Source organism: Streptosporangium sp. NPDC006007 (assembly GCF_040614315.1).
In the GTDB taxonomy this organism is placed as follows: Bacteria; Actinomycetota; Actinomycetes; order Streptosporangiales; family Streptosporangiaceae; genus Streptosporangium.
Genome location: NZ_JBEXUG010000030.1, coordinates 35264 through 60253 on the forward strand (window position 1 = coordinate 35264; position 24990 = coordinate 60253).

At 69.0% G+C, this 24990-nt stretch carries 26 protein-coding genes and 1 tRNA gene; 17 read left to right on the forward strand and 10 right to left on the reverse strand.

Annotation, left to right across the window (positions count from 1 at the left end; genetic code table 11):
* Nucleotides 1-49: 49 nt before the first annotated feature.
* A complete protein-coding gene (locus tag ABZ194_RS21880) occupies nt 50-373 on the reverse strand; it encodes a rhodanese-like domain-containing protein (RefSeq protein WP_355598836.1) in 324 nt (107 codons plus the stop codon).
* A gap of 184 nt (nt 374-557) precedes the next feature.
* Here ABZ194_RS21880 and ABZ194_RS21885 point away from each other — a divergent pair, with 184 nt between their 5' ends.
* Nucleotides 558-932 carry a cupin domain-containing protein gene (locus ABZ194_RS21885; protein WP_355598837.1) on the forward strand — a complete coding sequence of 125 codons (375 nt, stop codon included), beginning with the start codon at nt 558-560 and terminating at the stop codon, nt 930-932.
* A 55-nt stretch (nt 933-987) separates the two neighbouring features.
* Here the strand turns inward: ABZ194_RS21885 and ABZ194_RS21890 are convergent, their stop codons facing one another.
* Nucleotides 988-1593, reverse strand: a complete 606-nt coding sequence (locus tag ABZ194_RS21890) for a TenA family protein (protein ID WP_355598838.1) — start codon at nt 1591-1593, stop codon at nt 988-990.
* Nucleotides 1594-1687: 94 nt separating this feature from the next.
* On the opposite strand from ABZ194_RS21890, the gene ABZ194_RS21895 reads away from it, so the two are divergent.
* Nucleotides 1688-2341, forward strand: a complete 654-nt coding sequence (locus ABZ194_RS21895) for a GPP34 family phosphoprotein (protein WP_355598839.1) — start codon at nt 1688-1690, stop codon at nt 2339-2341.
* Between the two features lie 157 nt (nt 2342-2498).
* On the opposite strand, the gene ABZ194_RS21900 is transcribed toward ABZ194_RS21895, so the two are convergent.
* A complete protein-coding gene (locus tag ABZ194_RS21900; protein WP_355598840.1) occupies nt 2499-3785 on the reverse strand; it encodes an LCP family protein in 1287 nt (428 codons plus the stop codon).
* Nucleotides 3786-4080: 295 nt separating this feature from the next.
* Here ABZ194_RS21900 and ABZ194_RS21905 point away from each other — a divergent pair, with 295 nt between their 5' ends.
* Nucleotides 4081-5487, forward strand: coding sequence for a hemolysin family protein (locus ABZ194_RS21905; RefSeq protein WP_355598841.1), 1407 nt, complete (start codon nt 4081-4083; stop codon nt 5485-5487).
* Nucleotides 5484-6608, forward strand: a complete 1125-nt coding sequence (locus ABZ194_RS21910; protein WP_355598842.1) for a hemolysin family protein — start codon at nt 5484-5486, stop codon at nt 6606-6608. Before ABZ194_RS21905 ends, ABZ194_RS21910 begins: the two co-directional genes overlap by 4 nt.
* A gap of 324 nt (nt 6609-6932) precedes the next feature.
* Here the strand turns inward: ABZ194_RS21910 and ABZ194_RS21915 are convergent.
* Nucleotides 6933-7015 (reverse strand) — tRNA-Leu (locus ABZ194_RS21915).
* 157 nt (nt 7016-7172) lie between these two features.
* Here ABZ194_RS21915 and ABZ194_RS21920 point away from each other — a divergent pair.
* The 7 genes from ABZ194_RS21920 (at nt 7173) to pknB (ending at nt 15957) form a co-directional block, all read left to right on the forward strand.
* A complete protein-coding gene (locus tag ABZ194_RS21920; protein WP_355598843.1) occupies nt 7173-7913 on the forward strand; it encodes a DUF3662 and FHA domain-containing protein in 741 nt (246 codons plus the stop codon).
* Nucleotides 7914-7930: 17 nt separating this feature from the next.
* Nucleotides 7931-8398, forward strand: coding sequence for an FHA domain-containing protein (locus ABZ194_RS21925; RefSeq protein ID WP_355598844.1), 468 nt, complete (start codon nt 7931-7933; stop codon nt 8396-8398).
* Complete coding sequence (locus tag ABZ194_RS21930) at nt 8395-9678, forward strand: Stp1/IreP family PP2C-type Ser/Thr phosphatase (RefSeq protein WP_355598845.1); 1284 nt, start codon at nt 8395-8397, stop codon at nt 9676-9678. The genes ABZ194_RS21925 and ABZ194_RS21930 overlap by 4 nt, the downstream gene beginning before the upstream one ends.
* Nucleotides 9679-9682: 4 nt before the next feature.
* A complete protein-coding gene (locus tag ABZ194_RS21935; protein ID WP_355598846.1) occupies nt 9683-11059 on the forward strand; it encodes an FtsW/RodA/SpoVE family cell cycle protein in 1377 nt (458 codons plus the stop codon).
* Nucleotides 11056-12513 carry a penicillin-binding protein 2 gene (locus ABZ194_RS21940; protein WP_355598847.1) on the forward strand — a complete coding sequence of 486 codons (1458 nt, stop codon included), beginning with the start codon at nt 11056-11058 and terminating at the stop codon, nt 12511-12513. Before ABZ194_RS21935 ends, ABZ194_RS21940 begins: the two co-directional genes overlap by 4 nt.
* Nucleotides 12510-14021 carry a serine/threonine-protein kinase gene (locus ABZ194_RS21945; protein ID WP_355598848.1) on the forward strand — a complete coding sequence of 504 codons (1512 nt, stop codon included), beginning with the start codon at nt 12510-12512 and terminating at the stop codon, nt 14019-14021. Before ABZ194_RS21940 ends, ABZ194_RS21945 begins: the two co-directional genes overlap by 4 nt.
* An 82-nt stretch (nt 14022-14103) precedes the next feature.
* A complete protein-coding gene (gene pknB, locus ABZ194_RS21950) occupies nt 14104-15957 on the forward strand; it encodes a Stk1 family PASTA domain-containing Ser/Thr kinase (protein ID WP_355598849.1) in 1854 nt (617 codons plus the stop codon).
* Between the two features lie 201 nt (nt 15958-16158).
* Here the strand turns inward: pknB and ABZ194_RS21955 are convergent, their stop codons facing one another.
* Genes ABZ194_RS21955 through ABZ194_RS21965 form a run of 3 tightly spaced genes read right to left on the reverse strand, consistent with a single transcriptional unit; the run spans nt 16159 to nt 17583 of the window.
* Complete coding sequence (locus ABZ194_RS21955) at nt 16159-16731, reverse strand: gamma-glutamyl-gamma-aminobutyrate hydrolase family protein (protein WP_355598850.1); 573 nt, start codon at nt 16729-16731, stop codon at nt 16159-16161.
* Nucleotides 16732-16765: 34 nt separating this feature from the next.
* Nucleotides 16766-16945, reverse strand: a complete 180-nt coding sequence (locus ABZ194_RS21960; RefSeq protein WP_355598851.1) for a hypothetical protein — start codon at nt 16943-16945, stop codon at nt 16766-16768.
* Nucleotides 16942-17583, reverse strand: a complete 642-nt coding sequence (locus ABZ194_RS21965) for a class E sortase (protein ID WP_355598852.1) — start codon at nt 17581-17583, stop codon at nt 16942-16944. The genes ABZ194_RS21960 and ABZ194_RS21965 overlap by 4 nt, the downstream gene beginning before the upstream one ends.
* A 207-nt stretch (nt 17584-17790) precedes the next feature.
* On the opposite strand from ABZ194_RS21965, the gene ABZ194_RS21970 reads away from it, so the two are divergent.
* Nucleotides 17791-18036 carry a cell division protein CrgA gene (locus ABZ194_RS21970; RefSeq protein ID WP_355598853.1) on the forward strand — a complete coding sequence of 82 codons (246 nt, stop codon included), beginning with the start codon at nt 17791-17793 and terminating at the stop codon, nt 18034-18036.
* A 48-nt stretch (nt 18037-18084) separates the two neighbouring features.
* On the opposite strand, the gene ABZ194_RS21975 is transcribed toward ABZ194_RS21970, so the two are convergent.
* A complete protein-coding gene (locus ABZ194_RS21975; protein WP_355598854.1) occupies nt 18085-18957 on the reverse strand; it encodes a rhomboid family intramembrane serine protease in 873 nt (290 codons plus the stop codon).
* A gap of 150 nt (nt 18958-19107) precedes the next feature.
* Entirely contained in the window at nt 19108-19644 is a 537-nt protein-coding gene (locus tag ABZ194_RS21980) for a peptidylprolyl isomerase (protein ID WP_355598855.1), read from the reverse strand.
* Between the two features lie 206 nt (nt 19645-19850).
* Between ABZ194_RS21980 and ABZ194_RS21985 the strand changes: the two genes are divergently transcribed.
* Both ABZ194_RS21985 and ABZ194_RS21990 read left to right on the forward strand, forming a co-directional pair.
* Entirely contained in the window at nt 19851-20402 is a 552-nt protein-coding gene (locus ABZ194_RS21985) for a hypothetical protein (protein WP_355598856.1), read from the forward strand.
* 207 nt (nt 20403-20609) lie between these two features.
* Nucleotides 20610-20861 (forward strand): hypothetical protein, encoded by a 252-nt coding sequence (locus ABZ194_RS21990; protein WP_355598857.1) that lies wholly within the window; start codon nt 20610-20612, stop codon nt 20859-20861.
* Nucleotides 20862-20974: 113 nt separating this feature from the next.
* Here ABZ194_RS21990 and ABZ194_RS21995 read toward each other — a convergent pair whose 3' ends face one another.
* Complete coding sequence (locus ABZ194_RS21995) at nt 20975-22036, reverse strand: GH25 family lysozyme (RefSeq protein WP_355598858.1); 1062 nt, start codon at nt 22034-22036, stop codon at nt 20975-20977.
* A gap of 156 nt (nt 22037-22192) precedes the next feature.
* Here ABZ194_RS21995 and ABZ194_RS22000 point away from each other — a divergent pair, with 156 nt between their 5' ends.
* From ABZ194_RS22000 to ABZ194_RS22010, 3 genes are all read left to right on the forward strand, one after another.
* The gene (locus tag ABZ194_RS22000; RefSeq protein WP_355598859.1) at nt 22193-22597 is read left to right on the forward strand and encodes a signal peptidase I; all 405 of its coding nucleotides are present in this window, start codon (nt 22193-22195) and stop codon (nt 22595-22597) included.
* A gap of 210 nt (nt 22598-22807) precedes the next feature.
* Nucleotides 22808-24001 (forward strand): pentapeptide repeat-containing protein, encoded by a 1194-nt coding sequence (locus ABZ194_RS22005; protein ID WP_355598860.1) that lies wholly within the window; start codon nt 22808-22810, stop codon nt 23999-24001.
* On the forward strand, nt 23998-24918 hold the full coding sequence (locus ABZ194_RS22010) for an ABC transporter substrate-binding protein (RefSeq protein ID WP_355598861.1): 921 nt from the start codon (nt 23998-24000) through the stop codon (nt 24916-24918). Before ABZ194_RS22005 ends, ABZ194_RS22010 begins: the two co-directional genes overlap by 4 nt.
* Nucleotides 24919-24990: the final 72 nt, after the last annotated feature.

Here is a 24990-nt window from a genome sequence, read left to right on the forward strand (position 1 = left end):
TCACTTATTCCTTTTTTGGCAAGGCGTCGCCCATGTGACGAGATATTCCTCAGGCGACGAAGGGATCCTGGCCGTTTTCGCCCACCATGGGCCGGCCCGCGAAGTGCCACGACCGCATGCCGCCGCCGATGTTGATCGCGTCCCGGCCGACGTGGTTGAGCCAGGCGGCGGCGTTCGCCGAACGGCCCCCGCTGCGGCAGACCACGTAGACCGGCGCGTCCTTGGGAACCTCGGCGACCCGGGCCTGCAACTCGCCGAGCGGAATGTGGACGGCCCCGGGCGCGTGCCCGGCCCGCCACTCGCCGTCCTCGCGCACGTCGAGCAGGAACGCGCCTTCAGGCACCGCGTGTACTTCCACCTCAGGAACAGTCATGGCCCCATTCTTCCAAGTCCACCGGTGGACGGCGCACGGAGCGGCCCGATCGCCCCCGCCCCGTCCGCAAGCGGCCACCGGTCCGGAACCGTCAGCGCGCCTCCCCGGCCTCCCCGTTGACGATAAAGACAACATGGTTTACCTTTTGATGGACAGTCAATCAGATTTACTATTTGGAGGGTCCATGACCACCGCGGATCTGGCAGGCGCCCCGGCCTTCGAGATGGACGGCATCACCCTGCGCTCACTGGCCGTGCCCTCGCGAGGCTCCTCGCAACTGGCCGTCTGGTCGTTCGACATGGCCCCCGGCGCGGCGGGCAAGGAGCACACCGTGGATCGCGAGGAGGTGTTCGTCGTCCGGTCCGGACGGATCGTGGGCACCCTCGGCGGCGTGGAGCACGTGGCCGGGGCGGGAGACGCGCTGATCGTCGCGCCGGACACCCCGTTCTCGCTCCGCAACGACTCCCGGACCGAGCGGGCCGAGGGCACCGTGTGCACCTCGGCCGGGATCAAGGCGGCCCAGGGCGGCCGGACCATCCTGCCGCCGTGGGCTCAGTAGGCGGAACCGCGGTGGGCCGGGGCTCGGCAGAGCCGGGGACCCGGGCGGGACCGGGTCAGGGCACGTCCCAGAAGGCGATCTCGTGGGCCATTCCCTCGCCGAACAGCTTGGCGGCCCGGGCGGGGTCGGGGGCTGCCTCGTCGATCATCACGGCGATGCGCTCGGTCAGCTCGGCGAACCCCGGGGCGGCGTAGGTGTCGACCCAGGCCCGGTAGCGCGGCTCGGCCGGGGGGTTCTCGGCGAGAACCCGGCCGAGGGTGGAATAGCCCCACATACAGGGGTAGAGCGCGGCCAGACCGTCGGCGTAGTCGGCCGCCGAGTCGAGCAGGAACGAGGTGTAGGCCGCGCAGGCCGGCCCCTTCCTCACCCCGCCCAGGTCGGCGCCGAACTCGGCCGACAGCGAGCGGTGCAGGTTCAGCTCCTCGTGAAAGGTGGCGTGGGCCAGGTCGACCAGGTCACCCAGATGGCCGTCGGGGGCCTGCCAGGCCAGCCGGGAGAAGACCCGCACGTAGTCCAGCAGGAACAGGTAGTCCTGCTCCAGCCACGATCGGAACACCGGCTCCGGCAGGTCTCCCCTCGCGATGCCCGCCACCGTCGGATGAGCCAGCTGGACGTCGACGAGGGGGCGGCCGATGGCGTGGAGTTCCTTGGAGACGCTCATGACGGACCATTCTCTCAAGGCCCATGGTGGCCACGCCTCACCGACCTACCCGAGTACCCGCGCCGCGCGAGCGCTCACGACATAGGGTCGAGCGATGACGACCATCATCGCCGAGGAAGTCCTGCTGCTCGCCTACAGCGAGGTCGAGGGCAGGCAACTGGTCGGCTCGTCCGAGCTGGACGCCGCGCTCGGCGGCTCCCTCCTGGCTGAGCTGGCCATCAACGGCAGGATCGACCTGGCCGGCAAGAAGGTCACCGTCCTGGATCCCACACCCCTCGGAGACGAGGAGCTGGACGCCACGCTCGCCCGGATCGCCGCGGATCCCAAGAAGCGCAAGCCCGACTGGTGGGTGCAGCGGCTCCACTCGTCCAAGCTCCGCAAGCGCCTGCTGTCCGGGCTGGCCGGACGGGGGGTGCTCGGCGAGGAGCAGCGCAAGATCCTCGGCGTCTTCCCCAGCACCCGCTACCCGGAGCGCGATCCGAGCGTCGAGCAGGGCATCCGCGAGCGCGTCCAGAGCGTGCTGTCGGGGGCCGAGCCCGACGAGCGGGTCGCCGTGCTGATCGCCGTCCTGCACGCGGCCAAGATCGACCGCAAGGCGTTCCCCGGCGCGAGCAAGGAGCGCATCAAGGAGATCACCGAGGGCGAATGGGCCGGTGAGGCCGTCGCCAAGGCGATCGCCGCCGTCAACGCCGCCGTCATGACCGCGGTGATGGCCGGAGCCGTCGCGGGCAGCATCTCGTCCGGCTGAGCCCCCTCCCCTCGCACGGCGGGACAGGGGCGGGTCCCTGGTTCTGACCAGAATGCCCGCGCTCCCCTCCCCGCGCACGGCGGGACGGGGAGCGCCTCGGGCGGCGCGCAGGCCGGGGCCGGCCCCCCTCCTCCGGGCTGCGGGGCGGCCGGGACGGCTACTTGCCGAGGACGTCCGGGGGGACCGGTCTGTCCTGGGCCAGGGCCTCGAACATGCGCAGGGCCTTGGCACGGTCCCACTGCACGACGGCCTCGCCGTTGATGGTCGGCAGGGAGCCGACCGGGACGACGGTGGTCACCGGGTTGTCCCCCATGGCCAGACCGAGGGAGAGCAGGTTGAGCGCGCCGCTCTCCTCGCCGACCGCCACCGAGTCGGTGGCGCTCAGGGCGAGCGGGACGGAGCGGAAGGGGTTGATCAGAACCCCCGGGCTGGCGGCCTTCTTCACCACGGCCGAGAAGAACTGGCGCTGGCGCTGGGTCCGCTCGAAGTCGGGGATGGCGCCGGTGGCGCGGGTGCGGACGTAGCCGAGGGCCGTGCCGCCGTCCAGCACCTGCTTGCCCTTCTTCAGGTTGATACCGGCCTTACGGTCCTTGATGTCCTGCTTGACGTCGATCTCGACACCGCCGATGGCGTCCACGATGCCCACGAAGCCGCCGAAGCCGATCTCCATGTAGTGGTCGATCCGGAGCCCGGTGACCTTCTCCACGGTCTTGGCGAGCAGCTTGGGGCCGCCGTCCTGGAAGGCGTAGGCGGCGTTCAGCTTGCCGCGGCCGTGGCCGTCGATCGGCACGTAGGAGTCGCGCGGGAGGCTGACCAGGGTCGGCCGGCCGCCGCTGTCGGGGATGTGCAGCAGCATCATCGTGTCGGTCCTGCGGCCGACGGCCTGGCCGGTGGCGAACTTCCTGCGCTGCGCCTTGGTCAGACCGGCCCGGCTGTCGGAGCCGACCAGCAGCCAGTTCGTGCCCGGGGTGTCGGCGGGGCGGCCCTCGTACTCGCCGAGGGCGTCGATCCGTTTCATCCGCGAGTTGATCACGAAGTATCCGCCGACGGCGAGCACCAGCAGGACGACCACCAGCCCGATGAGAATCCGCACCGCCAGCCGTCCGGGCCGCTTCGGCCGCCAGCTCGGCATCCGGAACCCTCCTCTGTCTCCCGGGGGGCCGCCCGAGGGGCCGGACGGCCCGCCGGGGGATCCAGCGGACCGGGGGGCCGAACCGGGCAGCGGCTTGACGGGGCGGGACCCCTCCCTGGGCTTGCCGTAGACCCGCGAACTCCCCCGGGGACGCGCCTCACCCGGCTGCTCCCCGGCGAACGGTTCGCCGGCGGGCCGCTCCCGGCCCCGCACGGGGTGGGAGGGCTGTCCGGCCGCACGCGACGGGACGGGTCCCGGGGTGGGCGACCGCAGCGCGCGGGTGCGATCGTCGTCTTCCGTCCAGTCACCCACGTCGTATCCCCGCCACCTCTCGAACTCACAATGAGACCGTCATTATCGACGCTACGTCGTGGTTCCGTCGCCCGTAGAGGTGTCCGCCAGGTTTTCCCCGGGAAAAGTACACAGATAGGTGCGTACCAACCAATATTGGGGCGGTCGGCCGTTCTGGAAACATCGACCCCCACGTGGATCGTTACGGTAGAGGACGACCTCTGCCCGAAAGGATGATCGTGTCCACTCCGGACCCGTGGAGTACCTGCCCGTGCGAACGCACGGGAGCCACTGACCCGACCGGGAGAGCCGCCCGGTGAACACGGCTCTCGGCCTGCTGGCCGTACTTCTCCTCACTCTCGCCACCGGCTATTTCGTCGCCCAGGAGTTCGCCTTCGTGGCCGCCGACCGGGGTGTGCTGCGTGAGCAGGCCGACGCCGGTGACGCGGCGGCCGTACGGGTGCTGGAGGTGACGGGGCGTCTGTCGTTCATGCTGTCGGGCGCGCAACTCGGTATCACCGTCACCGCCCTGCTGGTCGGCTTCATCTCCGAGCCCGCCATCGCCACGGTGATCCGCCCCCTGCTGGAGTCGGCCGGAGTACCCGGCGCGGCGGTGCCGGGCGTCGCGGTGGCACTGGCCGTCGCGATCGCCACCGTCATCCAGATGGTGCTGGGCGAGCTCGCCCCCAAGAACCTGGGCATCGCCCGCCCGGAACCGGTGGCCAAGTTCCTGTCCCGCTCGACCATCCTCTACCTCAAGGTCGCGGGTCCGATCATCCGCCTGTTCGACTCGGCGGCCACCGGGCTGCTGCGCCGGGTGGGCGTCGAGCCGGTGGAGGAGATCGAGCACGGCGCGAGCCCCGAGGAGCTGTCCCGGATCATCTCCGACTCGGCCACCGCCGGCGACCTGCCCCCGAGGCTGTCGGAGCTGCTGGAGCGCGCGCTGGAGTTCGGCGACCGTACCGCCGAGGACGTCATGGTGCCGCGCCCCCGCGTGGTGCTGCTCCGCGCCGAGCGCCCGATCTCCGACCTGCTCGGCGCCATCCGCCAGCACGGCCACTCCCGCTACCCGGTGCTCTGCGACGACGACGGCGAGGACGTGGTCGGCGTCACCGGCGTGCGGGAGCTGCTCAGGTCCGGCCTGACCGACGGCCCGCTGGAGCAGATCACCCGCCCGGCGCTGCTGGTGCCCGACTCGCTGCCGCTGCCGGTCGTGCTGGAGCGGATGCGCGCCGCCCACGACGACCTGGCGTGCGTCATCGACGAGTACGGCGGCCTCGCCGGCGTGGTCACCATCGAGGACCTCGCGGAGGAACTCGTCGGTGAGCTGATCGACGAGAACGACCCGGAGCCCGCCGGGGTCGTCGCCAACGACGACGGCACCTGGGACCTGCCCGGCACGCTCAGGCTCGACGAGATAGAGCGTGCCACGAAGCTGTCGCTCCCCGAGAGCGACGACTACGACACCGTCGCCGGCCTGGTCCTCGCCACCCTCGGCAGGATGGCCGAGCCGGACGACCGGGTCACCGTCACGCTGACCCTGGAGACCGACCCCCTCGAAAACGACGGCGAGGACGAGGCGGACGCGGTGCTGACCGTGCTGTCGGTGCACCGCAGGGTCCCCGAGTGGGTACGGCTGGCACTTCCCGCGACCGGCCAGGAGAGCCCGGACGAGGAGAAGGAGTCGGCGATGACCGCGCGGAGCGTGGTGAACGGACGATGAGCACGACCGGAGCCCTGCTGCTGGGCGTGGCCCTGCTGATCGGCAACGCCTTCTTCGTCGCCGCCGAGTTCGCGGTCATCTCGGCCCGCAGGCACCGCCTGGAGGAGCTGGCGGGCCGGGGCGGGCGGCTGACCCGGATCGCCGCCCGCGCCGCGGTACGCGGCGGCAGGGAGCTGTCCCTGATGCTGGCCGGGGCTCAGCTCGGCATCACGCTCTGCTCCCTCGGCCTGGGCATGGTGACCGAACCGGCCATCGAGCACCTGCTGGAGCCGGTCTTCGCGGCGGTCGGCGCGCCCGAGTCGCTGCGGATCCCCGTCTCGCTGGTGATCGCGCTGGCGCTGGTCACCTTCCTGCACATGGTGGTCGGTGAGATGGCTCCCAAGTCCTGGGCGCTCACCCACCCGGAGATCGCGGCGATGGGCCTGGCCCTGCCGTTCCGCGGCTTCACCTGGGTGGTCCGGCCGGTGCTGGCCACGCTCAACGGCCTGACCAACGCGGTGCTGGGGCTGTTCGGCGTGCACCCCAGGGACGAGCTGGCGACCACCAGGACCCCGGTCCAGCTGGCCATGCTGGTCGGGGAGTCGGGCCGGATGGGCCTGCTCGACCGCGACGAGCACGACCTGCTCACCCGGGCGCTGCGGGTGCACCAGCAGCCGGTCGAGCGGCTGATGCTGCCCATCGGGCAGGTCACCTGCGTGTCAGGGGACGCCAGCGAGGCCCAGGTGCGCAGGGCCGCCGCCGACAGCGGGCACCTGCGCCTGCTGGTCAACTCGGGCAGGCCGAGCGACGTCCTGGGCGTGCTGCACGTCAGGGACGCGCTGGTCCGGCCGGGGGCGAGCCCGGCGGAGCTGGCCCGTCCGCTGCCCCGGCTGCGGAGGGACACCACGATCCCCGAGGCCGTCTCCGTCCTGCAGGACGCCCACGCCCACGTGGGTCTCGTCACCGACGTCGACGACATCGGCGGGAGCGCCGGGAGTGACGGGAGTGACGGGAGTGACAGGGGCGCCGGGGGTGACGGCGAGGTGGTCGGCACGGTGGTCGGCATGGTGAGCCTCACCGACCTGCTCGGCGAGCTGCTGGACGTCCGTGCCCTCGCCAGACGCCAGGCGCTGGACGGATGAGACGTGCGGGGCGGGAGGGGAGGACCCCCTTCCGCCCCGGTTTCTCTGTCAGCGTAACCGGCGGCCGGGAGCCCGCCCGCCGGGCAGGCGTCCGGGAACCGATCTCTCGCGAGAATCCGAACCCGGAGATCCACCGCACCGGCGGGGAAGCCGGGACCCGGCGGCCGAGACCGGTCCACGGCGGAGCGGACGCCCAGCGTGACCGACGATCGGCCATGCCGCGCCGGAACCTCGCGCGACCCCTGCGGCGTCCGAATTATCCGAAATATTCGGGGAAACGACAGAGCCCCGGTGCGTCTGCGCGCGACCAGGGCTCACGATGAGTGGGCGAGGAGGGATTTGAACCCTCACGTCCTTTCGGACACACGGACCTGAACCGTGCGCGTCTGCCGTTCCGCCACCCGCCCTTGTTGGGTGCGCTCGAAAGATTAGCACGGATCAGCCGATGCCCACGAACCCGGATACGATCCTCCTAGACGCGGAGCGGAGTAGCTGGGTGCGAGAGAGCGAGGAGCAAGCCCCAAGCGGCCGTGACCTACACAGACTGAAGAAGGGAGGGACCCGGTGGGAGTCCTTCAGCGCTTCGAGCGAAGGCTCGAAGGTCTGGTTGAGGGGGCCTTTGCGCGGGCGTTCAAATCCGACCTTCAGCCGGTCGAGGTGGCCAGCGCGGTTCAGCGGGAGATGGACGAGAGGGCGGCGATCGTCGCGCAGGGGCGCACGCTCGTGCCGAACGACTTCGTGGTCGAGCTGTCCATGACGGACAACGACCGCCTCACGGTCTACGCGGACAGCATCGGCCACGAGCTGGCCAACCTCGCCAGGGAGTACGCCAAGGAACAGGGCTACTCCTTCGTGGGACCGGTGCGGGTGCGCTTTGAGATCGCGGAGGACCTGGCGGTCGGCCTCTTCAGGATCCGCTCCGGCGTGATCCGCGGGGCGACGGTCGAGCAGGACGAGATCCGCCAGCCGGTGAGCGACGTGCCGGCGGCCAAGCCACACGCCTTCGGAGGCCGTCCACGGCTGCTGGTCTCGACCCAGGACGACCCGCAGGGGCAGCGGTCCTACGACCTGACCACACCGGTGACGCTGCTCGGCAGGGGCACCGACTGTGATCTACGGCTGGTCGACCCGGGAGTCTCCCGGCACCACGCCGAGCTGCGGGTGGAGGGTCCACAGGTCATGCTCGTCGACCTCGGCTCCACGAACGGCACCTTCGTCAACGGCCAGCCGGTCCGCCAGGTCGAGCTCCAGAACGGCACTCGTGTGACGCTGGGGCGGACGACTCTGGTTTTCCGGCGCGATTAAAGGTAAACAAACGGTCCATGTCCGAGCTCACGCTACTGCTGATCCGCCTGGCGTTCCTAGCGGTGCTGTGGTTCTTCGTGATTGCCGCGGTCGGCGTGATCCGGACAGACTTGTTCGGATCCCGTACCGCCCCGGCCGTCCCCGCCCGTAAAGGTCCCAAGCCCGTCAAACCCGCGGCCAAATCCAGAAAGGGGGAGCCCCGGCAGATGGTCGTCACCGGTGGCCCCCTGCAAGGCACCACCATTACCCTCTCGGAGACGCCCATCACCATCGGCCGGGCGACCGACGCCACGCTGGTGGTCAGCGACGACTACGCATCCAGCCGGCACGCCCGGCTCTTCCCCCAGGACGGTCAGTGGATCGTGGAAGATCTCGGTTCTACCAACGGAACATACCTCGACCGCTCTAAAGTCACCCGTCCGACGCCGGTGCCGATCGGTGTTCCGATCCGCATCGGCAAGACCGTCATCGAATTGCGCAAATGACCATCGCACTCCGTTACGCCGCCCGCTCCGACGTCGGCCTCCTCCGCGAAGGCAACGAGGACTCGGCGTACGCCAGCGGCCGCCTGCTCGCCGTCGCGGACGGCATGGGCGGTCACGCACACGGTGAGGTGGCCAGCTCGGTCGCCATCGCCGCGATGTCCTCACTCGACGAGGACACAGCCGGAGCCGACCTGCTCAGCGCCATCGAGGCCGCGGTCCGCGACGCCAATCGCCGCCTGCACCAGATGGTGGGGCGCGACCCCGGCCTCAAGGGCATGGGCACCACCCTGACCGCCATGCTCTGGTCCGGGACGAGGGTGGCGCTGGTCCACGTCGGCGACTCGCGCGCGTACCTGCTGCGCGCCGGGGAGCTCTACCAGATCACCCACGACCACACCCTCGTGCAGTCCCTGGTGGACGACGGCCGGATCACCCAGGAGGAGGCCGCCACCCACCCGCAGCGGTCGATCCTGCTGCGGGCGCTCGACGGCAGCGGCGAGGTCGAGCCCGACCTGTCCCTGCGCGAGGCGCAGATAGGCGACCGCTACCTGCTCTGCTCCGACGGGCTGTCGGGGGTGGTCACCGCCGAGGCGATGCACCAGACGCTCTCCACGATCGACGACCCCGAGGCCGTGGTCCGCACACTCATCGATCTGGCCAACCAGGGCGGCGGCCCCGACAACATCACCTGCGTGCTCGCCGACGTCCTGGAGGTGGACGAGACGGCCGCCCTCCCCTTCGAGGCGGCCGTGGTGGGCGCCGCGGGGTCGACCCGGACGGTCTCCCAGCCATCGGGCGCCCCGGCGGGGCACGCGGGCGCGGTCACCATGCCGCAACCCGTCATCGCGGACGACGAACTCCAGGGGCCGGTCGCCAGGGCCACGGGGCGGCCGGCCAGACGCCGCCGGCTGTGGCCGCTTCTGATCTCCGTGGGGGGCGTCGTCCTCGTCGGTGGCGGCCTAGGGTGGTATTTCGGGAACCAGTGGCTCGAAGATCAATATTTTGTGGGGGCGAAAGGTGATGAGATAGTGGTTTTCCAGGGCGTGAAAACCAATCTCGGTCCCTTCGAGCTCTTCAACGTCGCCCGGAGCACCACGGAGTCGGTCTCGGACCTTGGCGCGTTCCAGCAGGGGCAGGTCCGCGACGGCATCCCCGTCCTGAGCGTCGAGGCCGGTCTGAAGAAGATCGCCGAACTGAAGACCCCCGCGCAGAAACCCGACGGGAAAGACAAGCAGCCCCCTCAACCGACCGGCACCGCGACCCCGGAACCTACAAAGTAGACACATGAGCACCCCAAGCGCCGAGCCCGTCCCCCTGCCCGCCAAACGGCGGGTGGCCCAGTTGGCGATGCTCGCCTTCGCGGTCGTGATCGTCATGGGCGCGTACGCCAACGTGGGGCTGGCGATCGACAAACAGGTTCCCGCGGGCATGCTCACCTACGGCCTCGGCCTGGGCGGGCTCATGCTGGCCGCCTACCTGGTGCTGGCGAGGTTCGCCCCCTGGGCGGACCCGCTGATCCTCCCGCTGGTCACCCTGGTCAACGGCCTCGGGCTGGTGGTCATCTACCGGCTGGAGTCGGCCCCCCTGCCGGGGGCGTCGGCCAGCAACCAGCTGCTGTGGACCGGCGTCGGGGTCGTGCTGTTCTCCGTGACGCTGATCGTGCTGCGCGACCACCGCGCGCTGCAGCGTCTGACCTACACCGCCGGCGCGGTCGGCCTGGCCCTGCTGATCTCGCCGCTGCTGCCCTTCCTCGGCAAGGAGATCAACGGCGCCCGCATCTGGATCGGGGTGGGCGGCGCCACCCTCCAACCGGCCGAGTTCGCCAAGCTCGCGCTGGTCGTCTTCTTCGCCGGTTACCTCGTCGCCAAGCGCGACGTGCTGGCGCTGGCGGGGCGACGGCTGCTCTTCATCGACCTGCCCCGCGCCCGCGACCTCGGCCCGGTCCTCATCACCTGGGGTTTCAGCCTGGGCGTGCTGGTCCTGCAGAAGGACCTCGGCTCCTCGCTGCTGATCTTCGGCACGTTCATCGCGATGCTCTACATCGCCACCCAGCGCACCTCGTGGGTGCTGATCGGCATCCTGCTCTTCGTCGGCGGCGCGATCCTGGCCGGGATGGTCTTCACCCACGTGCAGGACCGCTTCACGGTCTACCTGAACCCCGAGGACCCCCTCCTCTACGACAAGCCCGGCGGCAGCTACCAGCTCCTGCAGGGCCTGTTCGGCATGGGACAGGGCGGCGTGCTCGGCACCGGCCTCGGCCAGGGGCACCCCGAGAAGGTCCCGCTGGCCTTCTCCGACTTCATCTTCGCCGCCACCGGTGAGGAGCTCGGCCTGACCGGGCTGATGGCCCTGCTGATGGTCTACGCCCTGCTGGTGGAGCGCGGCCTGCGCACCGCGATCGCGGCCCGCGACCCGTTCTCCAAGCTGCTGGCGGGCGGCCTGTCGTTCATCCTGGCCTGGCAGGTCTTCATCATCGTCGGCGGCGTCACCAACCTGATCCCGCTGACCGGTCTGGTCACCCCGTTCATGTCCCAGGGCGGTTCGGCGCTGCTGGCCAACTGGATCCTTATCGCGCTGCTGGTACGGATGTCGGACGCGGCCAGAAGGCCGCCGCCCCAGGCCATTCAGGACGAAGGAATGACACAGGTGTTCCAGCGATGAACGGTCCCCTCAAGCGCGCGGCCCTCGCCTGCCTGCTCATGTTCGGCCTGCTCATGATCAACGTGAACTACCTGCAGGCCGTCCGGGCGGAGGACCTCCGCTCGGACGCGCGCAACCCTCGCAACTTCTACGCCCGCTACGAGATCGAGCGCGGCCGGATCACCGCGGGCAACAAGGTGCTCGCCGAGTCGGTCGACACCGGCGACAACAAGTTCCGTTTCCAGCGGCGGTACCCCGAGGGCAAGATCTACGCGCCCGTCACCGGGTTCTTCGCGCCGGAGAGCGAGCGCGACATGGAGCGGGCGGAGAACCGCCTGCTCAACGGGACCAGCGCCGACCTGCTGATCCGGCGCAGCATCGACCTGTTCACCGCCAAGCGGTCCAAGGGCGCCAACGTCGACCTGACGATCAACCCCAGGGCTCAGGAGGCCGCCTACCGGGCGCTGGGCGCCAGTGGCAAGAAGGGCGCGCTGGTCGCGATCGAGCCGAAGACCGGGGCGATCCTCGCGATGGTCTCGATCCCCACCTACGACCCCAACCCGCTCTCCAAACCGAGCAAGGAAGACGTCAACAAGGCGTACCGTAAGCTCGACAAGGATGAGGACCGGCCGCTGGTGAACCGGGCGATCGAACGGACCTACCCTCCGGGGTCGACCTTCAAGGTGGTCACCATGGCGGCCTATCTGGAGAGTGACGACACCGTCGGCCCGCAGACCGAGGTGGACGCCCCTCAGGTCCTCGACCTGCCCAACACCAGCGCCGACCTGCCCAACTACGGCGGCGCGGCGTGCGGTTCCGGCCGGGTGACACTGTCGTTCGCGCTGGAGAAGTCGTGCAACACACCGTTCGGCAAGATCGCCATGCAGCTGGGCTACGACGCCGTGCACGACCAGGCCGAGAAGTTCGGCATCGGCGGTGACGCGCTGGAGATCCCGCTGTCGGTCTCGGCCAGCGACTTCGGCCCCCGCGAGGACGAGGCCGCGCTCGCCCAGGCGTCGATCGGGCAGCGCAGCAACCAGATGACACCGCTGCAGATGGCCATGATCGCCGCGGGCATCGCCAACAACGGCGTGGTCATGAAGCCGTACCTGGTGAACAGGATCGCGGACGCGGAGGGCGGCGAGATCGACGGCGCCGACCCCACCGAGCTCTCCACCGCGATGAGCGAGGACAGCGCGCGCAAGCTCCAGGAGATGATGGTCAACGTCGTCAACAACGGCACCGCGAGCGCGGCGCAGATCCCCGGGGTGTCCGTCGGCGGCAAGACCGGCACCGCCGAGACCGCCCGGGGCAAGGCCCCGCACGCGTGGTTCATCTCCTTCGCCCCCGCCGACGACCCCAAGATCGCTCTCGCGCTCATCGTCGAGTCCGGCAGCGCCGGGGACGACGCCTCCGGCGGTCACACCGCCGCCCCCATCGCCAAGAGCGTGATGGAAGCGGTGCTGGGCAGATGACCGCCCTGCTCGGAGGCCGATACCGCCCGCTGGGGCGGATCGCGACGGGCGGCATGGGTGAGGTCTGGCGGGCCCGGGACGAACTGCTCGGCCGCGAGGTGGCGGTCAAGCTGCTGCGCCGGCATGTGGCGGCCGATCCGGCCTTCCGCGACCGGTTCCGGATGGAGGCCAGGATCGCGGCGGGACTCGCCGACCCCGGCATCGCCCAGGTCTTCGACTACGGCGAGGCCGACGGCATCGCCTACCTGGTGATGGAGCTGGTTCCCGGCGAGTCGCTGGCGAGCATCCTGGCCCGCGACGGCAGGCTGGGCGCCGAGGTGACCCTCGACGTGATCCACCAGACCGCCAGGGGTCTGCGGGCCGCGCACGGTTCGGGGATCATCCACCGGGACATCAAGCCGGGCAACCTGCTCGTCACCGAGGCCGGCGTGATCAAGATCACAGATTTCGGCATCGCCAGGGCGCTGGAGGCCGCGCCGGTGACCCAGACGGGCGTCCTGCTCGGCACCGCCCAGTACCTCAGCCCCGAGCAGGCCTCCGGAGAGCGGCTGACCTTCGCGACCGACATCTACTCCCTCGGCGTCGTGGCCTACGAGTGCCTTGCCGGGCGCCCGCCGTTCAGGGCCGAGACGCAGGTGGCGATCGCGCTCATGCACATCGGCGACCCCCCGCCGCCGCTGCCCGAGGACGTGCCGCGACCGGTGCGCGATCTGGTCATGGCGTGCCTGTCGAAGGATCCCGGGCTACGGCCGGGCGGCGCCGGGGAGCTGTCGGCGAGGGCGTACGCGCTGCGCGCCTCCCTCACCACGGCGGACGCCGCCGACCTGGCCATGCTCACCGACCCCGCGGGGTGGCGGGCGGAGCCCGCGGGCGAGTGGCCCGCGGAGATCGCCCCGGTCCTGGCGGTGCCCGGGGGACCGGGCCGGGGCCCCTCCCCGGCGATCCCCGCGGCCCCGATCACCCCCATCCCCCCCATCACCCCGATGTCCCCGATCCCGGCATCGGCATCGGCATCGGCATCGGCATCGGCATCGGCATCGGCATCGGCATCGGCGGAAACCGTACGGGGCGCCACGCGGCGCCGCGGGCTCCGCCGGACGACGATGATCGTCGCCGCGGTCGCGGGGTGCGCTGCCACCCTCGGTCTGGGCACGCTGGTGCTCCAGAACCTGGCGGACCGCACCGGCGACATCGGGCAGGGGGAACCGGTCACACCGGTGAGCCCGGCCGGCAGGACCCCCTCGGCCCGGCCGAGCCGGCCCAAGCCGGTGACGACCAGACCACCTGTCTCACCGACGAAGTCACTCCGCCCTACGCCCACGCCGTCGGCTACGGTAAGCACATCGGCCACGCCCAGCGCCCAGCCGACGAAGTCGCCATCGCTCAGCCCCAGCCCCAGTCCGTCCACTCCGACCCCGACGCCCACCACCCCGTCGGCGACACCCAGCCTCACACCGAGTACCACTCCCTCATCCGGCGACACGGACCAGCCGAACGAGGAGACGTGATGCGGCAAGGGGTCGATGATGGACACCGGTGGCCCAAGAGCTCACCGGCACCCAAGATGAACGGTAAGGGACAGTGCAGGAAATGACTCAGCCCCGACGCCTCGGCGATCGCTACGAGCTTGACGGCGTCGTCGGGCGTGGCGGCATGGCCGAGGTCTATCGCGCCCGAGACATCCGGCTGGATCGGATCGTCGCCATCAAGACCCTCCGCGCGGACCTGGCAAGGGATCACATCTTCCAGGCCCGTTTCCGTCGAGAGGCGCAGTCCGCCGCGTCACTGAACCATCCGTCCATCGTCGCCGTCTACGACACGGGCGAGGACACGGCGGAGAGCGCGCCGGTGCCGTACATCGTGATGGAGTACGTCGACGGCCGCACGCTGCGCGATCTGCTCCGCGCCGACCGGCGGCTGCTGCCCGAACGCGCGGCCGAGCTGGTCGACGGGATCCTGCGGGCGCTGGACTACAGCCACCGCGGCGGCATCGTCCACCGGGACATCAAACCGGCGAACATCATGATCACCCGCAACGGCGACGTGAAGGTCATGGACTTCGGCATCGCCCGCGCGATGGCCGACTCGGCCGCGACCATGACACAGACCGCCCAGGTGATCGGCACCGCCCAGTACCTCTCTCCCGAGCAGGCCAGGGGCGAGCGGGTGGACGCCCGCAGCGACATCTACTCCACCGGCTGCGTGCTGTACGAGCTGCTGACCGGGCAGCCGCCGTTCACCGGCGACTCCCCCGTCGCGATCGCCTACCAGCACGTGCGCGAGGACCCGATCCCGCCGTCCCAGATCGACCCCGACATTCCCAAGTGGGCCGACGCCATCGTGCTCAAGGCGATGGCCAAGGACCCGGCGCACCGCTACCAGAACGCCGGGGAGATGCGGGCCGACATCCAGCGGGCGATGTCGGGTATGCCGATGGACGCCCAGACGATGGCGCTGGCCAACAACTACGGCGCGGCCACCCGCACCATGCAGCAGCAGGACGCCGCCGGCGGCCCGGCCACCCAGCGCACCACCGCCGTCCCCGCCTACCAGTACGGCGGGCAGGAGGGCGGACGGGGCGAGCGCGGCCGTCGCCGGCAGCAGAACGGCAACACCGCGGTCAAGACCGCCGCGTGGATCCTGGTTCCGCTTCTGATCATCGGCGCCTTCATCGGCGTGGGCTACATGTTCCTGAGCTCGCCCGGCGACACCTCGGCCGGGGAGAAGGTGAAGATCCCCTCGCTGGCCACCCAGACCGTGGCCTCGGCGACCAAGGCGCTTGAGGACCTCAAACTGACGGTCAAGATCGTCGAGGTGTTCGACGAAAAGCTGCCGAAGGACACGGTGATCGACACCGACCCGGCGGCCGGCACCGAGGTCCCGCAGAAGAGCGAGGTCACGCTCAAGGTCTCCAAGGGCGCGGAGAAGGTCGAGGTGCCCAATGTGCTCAACATGAGCGTGGAGGAGGCCACCGCCGCGCTCAAGGAGCGGGGCTTCAACGTGAGCGTGCAGACCAAGCCGTCCGGCGGCCCGCAGGGCAAGGTGTTCCAGACCGATCCCGCCGCCGGCAAGAAGGCCGCCAAGGACAGTACGGTCCGGATCTACATTCCCACGGAGGCCCTGGAGGTGCCCAGTGTGGTCAACCTCACGGTGCAGGACGCCATGAAGAGGCTCCGGGAGGCGGGTTTCAGGACCAACGTCGTCAAGCAGGAGAGCGACATGCCGGTGGGCATCGTCCTCAACCAGACGCCGGGGGCGGGTGCCAGGGTCCAGCCGAACACCACGATCACGCTGACCGTCTCCAGCGGACGGCCTCAGCAGCCGACCGAGGAGCCGACGTACCCGACCGAGGAGCCGACGGCCACCGAGGAGCCCGAGCCGGAGCCGACGGAGACCGACGGCCCGATCGTCGACAACCCGCCCGGTGACGGCGAAATGGGCTGAGCGCCACCGACCCGACGAGGAGGACCCCCACCGGACGGGTGGGGGTCCTCCTCGTTTTCCAGGCTCTCCACCGCCGGTCACCGGGCTCTCGCGCGGTCCTCCGCTCCGGGGCCGCGCGGACGGCACGGCGGTGAGCCCCTCCGCCACTCGGGGGCGGTGGCGGAAGGGCTCACTGGTTAGTCGTCCAGGACGGCGGTGGCGTTACACGATTCCGGCAAGCCAGTTTCCGAGCAGCAGGCGGCCGTATTCGGAGATCACCGATTCGGGGTGGAACTGCACGCCCTCCACCGGCGCGGTACGGTGCCGCAGTCCCATGATCACACCATCGTCGCTGACCGCTGTGACCTGGAGAGTCTCCGGAACCGTCTCGGGCATGACCACCAGCGAGTGGTAACGCGTCATGGTCACCGGGGACGGCACGCCGGCGAAGACGCCGCGCCCGTCGTGGGTGATCGGGCTGGTACGGCCGTGCATCAGCTCGGGGGCCCGGGCCACGGTGGCACCGTGGGCGACCGCGATGGCCTGGTGGCCGAGGCAGACGCCGAGCAGCGGCAGGCCGAGGGCCTCACAGTGGCCGACGAGCGGGAGGCTCACCCCGGCGTCCTCCGGGCTGCCGGGCCCCGGGCTGATCAGGACCCCGTCGAAGCCGGCGGTGTCCCCGACCACGACGTGGTCCCGATCGCGGACGTCACAGGCGGCGCCCAGCTCGCGGAGATACTGAACGATGGTGTGGACAAAGCTGTCGTGGTTGTCCACGACGAGGACGCGGGTCATCGGGCCACTCTCATCGAGCCACCTGCCGGGTCACCTATCGGGTCACGGTGACGTGGTCGAGTGGGACGCGGGGTTCGAGCCAGGGGAACACGACATACCAGAGTACGGCCGCCGCCAGCCCGGCCAGTACCAGCGCGACGAAAACCCTGACCGCGAGGGAACCGGGAAGCAGCCGCCAGATCCAGCCGTACATGGTGGAACTCCTCGTCCTCATTGGCCGCGCTCCTCGCGTTTCGCCAGCTCGCCGGAGACGATGAGCCGCTGGGCGGCCGAGTACTCCGGATGGCAGGTGGACAGCGTGATCCAGGCGCCGGTGGGCATGCGGCCGGGCTGTCCGGGGACGGGGGCGACCACGTCCAGCTCGGTGGGGTCGACGGCGCGCGTGCCGGTGACCCGGTAGGTGTAGCGGGCCTCGCGGGCCTCGACCACGATCTCGTCGCCCCGGCGGAGCTCGTCGATGCGGTTGAAGGGCGCCGCGTAGGTGGTCCGATGCCCAGACAGCACGAAATTTCCTATTTTTCCGGGCATGGCGGTGCCGGGGTAGTGACCGGGCCCCATCCTGAGCTGCTCCCGGCCGACACCCTCCACGACGGCGTACTGATAGTCGGCGCCGAGCCTGGGGATCCTGAGCAGCGCCAGGGCCCCGCCCAGCCGGACCCTGCCGGGCCCCGCCGGCCCCTGCCTCTGCTCGGTGAGGGGCCGCTCGCGGTCGACGAGGAGCTGCTCGCGGAGCAACGCCTGCTGCCGTGCCGTGTAGGAGCCGGTCCCCCAGAGCAGGTAGGCGCAGAAGAGCAGGAGGATCACCCCCGCTGTGACGCCCAGCTCCCCGAAAGCTCTCAGCGCGGCTCTCATGGGCTCAAGGTAATGACGATGAATCATTCCACCCCGGTAGGGATCGCGGCGTTGATCCAAGGTTTGCCCTGTGATGGCCCCCTATGGGATCGCCATGTCCGGGGTGTGCCGACTATTCTTACTCGGGTCTTCGCTCACCAGCGATTACGCTAGCTGACATGGCCTGCGCACAATCCGGATCGCGCAGGGTTGACGCAGGAGAACCCAGTGCCCAAGTCCAAGACTCGTAAGAAGGCGGTTTACACGCCGCCGCAGACGTCCCAGCAGGTCAAGATGAGCCCCCGCTGGCTGGCGCCGGTCATGGTGACCTCCTGGATCGTCGGGATCCTATGGATCGCCGTCTACTACATCGCGCCCACCGCGCCCGGTATCGCCTCCCTGCACAACTGGAACCTGCTGATCGGGTTCGTCTTCATCATCTTCGGCGTGGTGCTGTCCACCCGCTGGCGCTAGCTTTTCCACAGCGTTTATCCACACCCTGGGGAAGCATCAGGGTGTGGATCACCCCCGGGTCATGAGATACGCCTGGTAGGCGAAGGGTGGCAGCAGCGCCACCAGCGCGACGAGCACCACGAGCAGCGCCACGCAGCCTCCCCACTGGACCGCGTCGCGGTTCTTCGGCGGGGCGTAGGCGAAGATCCCCGCGACCACGGCACCGGTCAGCAGACCGCCCAGGTGGCCCTGCCAGCTGATGCCGGGGACCACGAAGGTGAGCACCGCGTTGATGCCGATCAGCCAGAGCACGCCCCGGGCGTCGTAGCCCAGCTTCCTGGCGACGACGAAGAGCCCGCCGAACAGACCGTAGATCGCCCCCGAGGCCCCCACCGCGTTGATGCCGAACAGGTAGACCGCGACGGACCCGCCGAGCGCGGAGAGCAGATAGAGCGCCAGGAAGCGCGAGGAGCCGAGACGTCGCTCCAGCTCCGGGCCGATGGCGTACAGCGCCCACATGTTGAAGATGATGTGGGTGATCGAGAAACTGCCGCCCGGCGGCGCGTGCAGGAAGGCGCCGCTGATCAGGCGCCACCACTCGCCGACGGCGACCGAGCCGGAGTCCATCATGAAGTAGCCCAGCACCCTGGCGGGGCTGAGGATCTCCGCGCCGTAGGCCAGGATGTTGACGATCAGCAGGGCCCAGGTGACCCGGGGCGTGGTGACCGCCCGGCCGCCGAAGACCGCCTGTGCCCGTCGTACCGTCCTGTTGCCCTGGGCCACGCACTCGGGGCACTGGAAGCCGACCGAGGCGTCACGCATGCAGTCGGGGCAGATGGGCCGCTCACAGCGCTGGCAGCGCACGTAGGTCTCACGACCCGGATGCCGGTAACACGTGGGAACGGCAGCGGTTTCGGACTCGCTGGGTGGCTGAGTGGTCATGGCGTGTCGCTGGCCCCTTCGACCGTGCTGTTATCCACAGACTGCCAGCCTATTCATGATCCTGAGCATTCGCGCCGGTGAGCCGAGGTTCGGGTACGGTACGGCACGCTCGGGCGGCGACCTCCGCGCTGAGGTCACCGCCCGGAACGATCAGCCCTGGACGCGCTCGACGGTGACCGACTCCAGGACGACGGGGTCGGTGGGACGGTCACGGGCGTCGGTGTCGGTCTTGGCGATGGCGTCGATGACGTCCTGGCCCTCGACGACCTCGCCGAAGATGGTGTGCTTGCCGTTCAGGTGCGGCGTGGGCACCACGGTGATGAAGAACTGCGAGCCGTTGGTGCCACGTCCGCCCTGGATGCCGGCGTTGGCCATGGCGAACAGGTACGGACGGTTGAAGTACAGCTCCGGGTGGATCTCGTCGTCGAACTTGTAACCGGGGCCGCCGATGCCCTGCCCCAGCGGGTCACCGCCCTGGATCATGAAGTTGTCGATGACCCGGTGGAAGACCGTGCCGTCGTAGAGCCTGGCGGTGGTCTTCTCCCCCGTCTCCGGGTGCACCCACTCGCGCGTCCCCTCGGCGAGCTCGACGAAGTTGCGCACGGTCTTGGGCGCATGATCCGGAAAGAGCTGTATCTTCACGCTACCGCGGTTGGTGTTCAGGTTGGCGATCAATTTCTCAGCCACGATCGGGCTCCCCCTTCAGGTCGCTGGCTAAAGCCTCTGCAACGTGCTGTTTCATGGTGTTCTGCTGGCTGCGGCCGTAGCCGGTCCACCTAGCATCCTCCCACGACCGGTAATGATTGAGCCGCCTTCGAGCGGGAAGGGGTGGCAACGGGGCCCCGACGACTGGGGAGGTTAACGTGCCTCTTGCACTATTTAGAAAGCGCCACGTGATTGTGGTTCCGGACACACGGCTGAGCCACATGAGGGCTCAGGTCGCCCGCGCCGCCGATCTCGCCTCCGAGCGGGTCGGCCCGATGGCCGGACAGGCCCGCGAAGTGGCCCACCAGGCCCGTGGCACGGCTGGTGACCGGCTCTTCATCGCCCGGGAGTGGGCGGCGCCCAAGCTGGACGCCGCCGCCCATTCGGTCGAGGAGCAGATCGCGCCGAAGGTGAGCGCGCTGCTGTCACAGGCGGCCAGCAAGATCGATCCCACGCCGCGAGCCAGGTCTCGGAAATGGCCGATGCTCCTGCTGTTCACCGGGATCGCGATCGGCGCGGCCGGCTTCGCGCTGTACCGCAAGAACGCCGACCAGTGGGCCGAGACGATGAAGGAGAACGCGTCCGACGCGTCGCAGTGGGCGGCGGAGAAGGCGCGGGCCGGCGCGGAGAAGGTCTCCGACGTGACGGACGAGGCCAAGTCGAAGATCGACTCCAAGGCCGACCAGATGGGCCGCAAGGCAGAGCACAAGGCGGATCAGGCTTCCAAGAAGCTGTCCTGACCCGCTCACAGAACTGTCCTGACCTGTCGAAGGTACGGCCCGCGCCGGACGGCGCGGGCCGTACCTTTTGGTGGACAACGCGGTACGGCACGGCTGCGGCGTGAACATCGTCACGGAGACCTCGCGAGCACGGCTACGCGCCCGTTTCCCTGTGATATGAACCACACGTGGTCCGTTGAAGAGACCTCGTCCTCCAGGAGGACCGCTGTGCCGTTTCCGAGCCGCCGCACGATGATCTTCCGGAGTCCGGCGGGGGGCACCGCCGCCCTGGTGGCCTCCGCCGCCGCGTGGATACGCCCCGCAGAGGCCGCCCAGGCGACCGCGGCCACCGTACTCGCCGGGACCGGCAGCATCCCCGTCGGCGGCGGAAAGATCATCAAGGGCAGATGGGTGGTCACCCAGCCCACCCGGGGCTCCTTCCGGGCCTTCAGCGCCGTCTGCACCCACCAGGGCCGGTAAGGGCGGTAGAGGAACGGCGTCCAGGAGCCGACCCCGACCTTCAGCAGCGCGCCGAGGCCTTTCGATCTATGTATTTATGATGATCAATACGATCTTAGGGGCGCCAAGGGGATTTATCGTGATTTAGGGATCATGGTGAGGTTCACTGTACCGATTTTGATCGTCAGACCTCGCGTACGGTATGACCTGGCCGGCTTGCTCGATTTACCCGGTTTGCCCGCCTTGATGGGCTTGATGGGCTTGGTGACGAACGTCAGCCTGCGCCGCTCCCCCGAGGCCAGCCTCGCGATCGTGCACCGCACCGCCGTACCACTGGACCGGCACCACGGCCCGGCCTTGGCGATTCTCTGCCCGCCGAAGACCCTGCCGGTCACGGTGACCCCGGTGGCGGGGTCCTTCCCGGTGTTGAGGACCGTCAGGACGTAGGTGTTCCCTGCCGCCCTCCCCGCGGCGGCGATCTCCGGAGGTGGCTGGGCGAGCATCTTGAGCTGTGGCAGGGTGCCGCTGAAGCTGTTCTGCCCACCGGGGAGCTCCCCCTTGTCGGCGGACTGCCAGAAGCTCTGCCGCGGCCAGCCGGCCGGAAGCTCGCCCGGCTCGTCCCCCCACCGCGCCAGCCAGAGGGGATTGCCGCCGAAGACCGCCGAGTTTCCGGTACAGGTCCGCCACCAGTCCGTGGTGGTGTAGATGATCGCGTCCCGTCCCGTCCGCAGCCGGTACCGCCGGGTGAAATCGGTCACCCAGGCGATGGTCTGCCGCCGATTCAGGCCGTAGCAGTGGTTGAGACCGTTCCTGTTCCGGTAGGGATTGTTCTCCACGTCCAGCACGCCCGGCAGGGTCTGGCCGTCCGCGGTCCAGCCGCCGCCGTTGTCGACGAAGAAGTCGGCCTGCTCCGCGCCGCCCGACTCATGGGGCTGGGCGAAGTGGTAGGCGCCCCGGATCATCCCCGCCTCGGCGGCCCCGCCGTACTGGACGGCGAAGAGAGGGTTGCGGTAGTTCAGCCCCTCGGAGGCGTGCACGAAGGCGAACGCGGCGCCGTCTCCGGAGACGGCCGCCCAGTCGACCTCTCCCGTCCAGTTGCTGACATCGACCCCGGTGACCCCGACCCCCGTCTGCAGTTTTCCCGGAACGAGCGCCCCCGCCACCACAACCGCGAGCACCAGAGACAGACGTTTCACGTGAATCCCCGCCTTTCGCGTCGCAACGGGCAAGATCTTGACTGATCCCGGCAGGGAACCGCAAGGGCGGGAGATAGTTCTCACCACGGCACATCCACCTCCACAAGGCATGTCACCCGAGGCGCCGTACCTCCTGAGCGAAGGCGATGAGGTCGGATGGGCACCGTGTTAACGTCACGGTTCGTGACGGAGAACGTATACGTGGGTAGCGCTGACGTGGACGCGGCCGGTGATCGCGGCTGGCTACTCGGGCACTTCAAGCCGGCCGACGACGTCCGGCACAGCGATGACGTCGAAATCAAATGGGGTGTGCATCCTCGTGGCGATGAGCGGGCGCGATGGGTCATCGGCGAGAAACGTACCGCACTGCTCATACTGATCAGTGGCCGTTTCCGGGTGGAGCTCCCGGGGCGCAGCGTGCTGTTGACCAGACGAGGCGACTACGTGGTCTGGGGACACGGCGTCGACCACTCCTGGTACGCCGAAGAGGAATCGGTGGTGCTCACCGTCCGCTGGCCATCCGTCCCGGGCTACGCGGTCCCCGGCCCGGAAGTCGAATAGCCGATCGGACGAGGGCGCGCCGCCCGGCCCCCGGCCGCGACCGGAACGCCGGAGGGGAACGCCGGCACGTCAGCGGATCCCCGCCTTTTCGGACGACCTCAAATGAAATAGAAAACTCTCGACATCATCGCAAGGCGCTCCCGAAAGTGCCAGTATTAAAGACAACTAAATAAATTGATCTTATGCGCTAGGGTGCCCCCCGGTGAGAATGTGGACATAGCCCCCCAAAAAGCCTTTTCTCGGATTAAGCAGATTCTACGCGGAAGAATGGAGCCGCCTCCGGCGGGCGTCCGCCCTATTTCCGCAGTCCAGTCCGGGCCACCCACCGACGCCCCTCAGCCAAACGAGGCGGGCGCACCGTCAAACCGCCGGCGCAGCGCGTTCCTCGACTGGTTCACCGCAACCGGATCCCTGATAAGCGGCCTCGCGACGGCCGGCGCCCTGATCTTCGCCGGAGGGTCGGTGCAGACCTCTTCCGACGCGGTGAAAGTCGCGCGTGAGCAGTTGAGACAGGCGGAGGACAGTCAAATCACAGAGCGCTTCACCAAGGCGGTGAACCAGCTTTCCTCCCGAGCGCTCACCGTCCGGCTCAGCGGCATATACACCCTGGAGCGAGTGGCCAGCGACTCGGAACGTGATCAACCGGTGGTCATCGAAGCCCTGTGCGCCTTTGTTCGCGTCAAAACGGAGGAGCTTCGCTCCGGACCGGAGAAGGGATCTCCCACTCACCCCGGCCTCGACACGCAGGCGGCCCTGAGCGTGATCGGCCGCCGGGTGATACGCGATCAGCCGGAAGTGGTCGACCTCCGAAAAGCACACCTGGTGGGCACCGATTTGACCTACGCCCGCCTCGCGAAGGCGAACCTCGCGAAGGCGGACCTCTCCTTCTCCGAGCTCAAGAAGGCGATCCTGACAGAGGCGAACCTGCCCAACGCGGTGCTCGTGGGAGCGAACCTCGACGTGGCCGAGATCGAGAGCGCGGTGCTTGCCAAGGCCGACCTGACGGACGCCGTTCTCACCGGTGCCAAGATGGCGAACTCTCGGTTCGGAAGAGCGAAACTTATACGGGCGCAACTGCAGGGTGCGATCCTGTCGAACGCCCGTTTCCCCGGTACGGACTTCACCGACGCGAAACTCGGAGGAGCGACGATGTCGGACGCCTCCGCCCCTCTCGGAAAATTCATCCGGACCGATTTGAGCGGAGCGATACTACATAACGCGGACCTCAGTGAGGCCAACTTCAAGGACGCCACGCTGGTGCAGGCGGATCTCTCCTCCGCAGACCTGACAGACGCACGGAACCTCACCCTCGGCCAGCTCAGATCAGCGAAAGGGATAACCGTGGAAACGAGGCTTCCCCCTGGTTTCACCTGGACCCCGGAGAGAGGAGTGCAGAAAAAATGACCCCCCATCCCCCCGCCGGCCCCGGCGAAGGTGTTTCGGCACACGGCGCGGCCTCCCTGAAGAGGGTGTCGGCCTCGGTTCTCACGCTCATCGTCATTCTGGCCGTCTCGCTCGCCGGCGGCTGCTCGACGGCGAAGCCGGGGAAGATCGTCTCGCTCTCCCCCTCCGCCACGGAGATTCTCTTCCAGATCGGCGCGGGGGACGAGGTCGTGGGTGTGGACGAGCACTCCACCTACCCGCCGGAGGTCCGCAGCAGGAGGGATTCAAAGCTCTCCGGTCTCAATCCGGACCTGAATCAGATACTGAGCTACCGGCCCAGCATAGTGATCCTCTCGGAGCGCGCTCCCGCCTCAGGCATGAACAGCGTCGGCCCCGCTCTCACCGCGAAGGGCGTCAAAGTGCTGATCGAACCGGCCCCGGAGGACGTCGAAGGCGTTTACCGGCAGATCCAGAAGATAGGTGCGGAGACCGGGCGGGAGGAGGGGGCGGAAAAACTCGCGTCGACCATGCGGAAACGTATCGGCGAGATCGTCCGGCGGACCACGAAGGCGGCCACCGTACGGAGTTATTATCACGAACTCGACAACACCTACTACTCCGCTACCTCCAACACCTTCATTGGATCGATCTACGCCATGTTCGGGCTCAGAAACATAGCGGACAAGTTCGACTCCGAGGGGTCCGGCTACCCCAAGCTCTCCGCCAAGAACGTCGTCGCGGCGAATCCGGACATCATCTTCCTCGCCGACACCAATTGTTGCGGGCAGAACGCCGCGACCGTCGCCGCCCGTCCGGGATGGGAGAAAATCTCCGCGGTGCGCGACAAGAGGATCGTCGCACTCAACGACGACATCGCATCTCGCTGGGGCCCTCGCCTGGTGGATCTGGTCCAGGTGATATCCCAGAAAATCAGATAGTCCCCTCATTTCTCCCGCGGCCCACCGGCGGACCCCATGATTCGCGGTTTCACAGGAACGGCTGTGAGGATA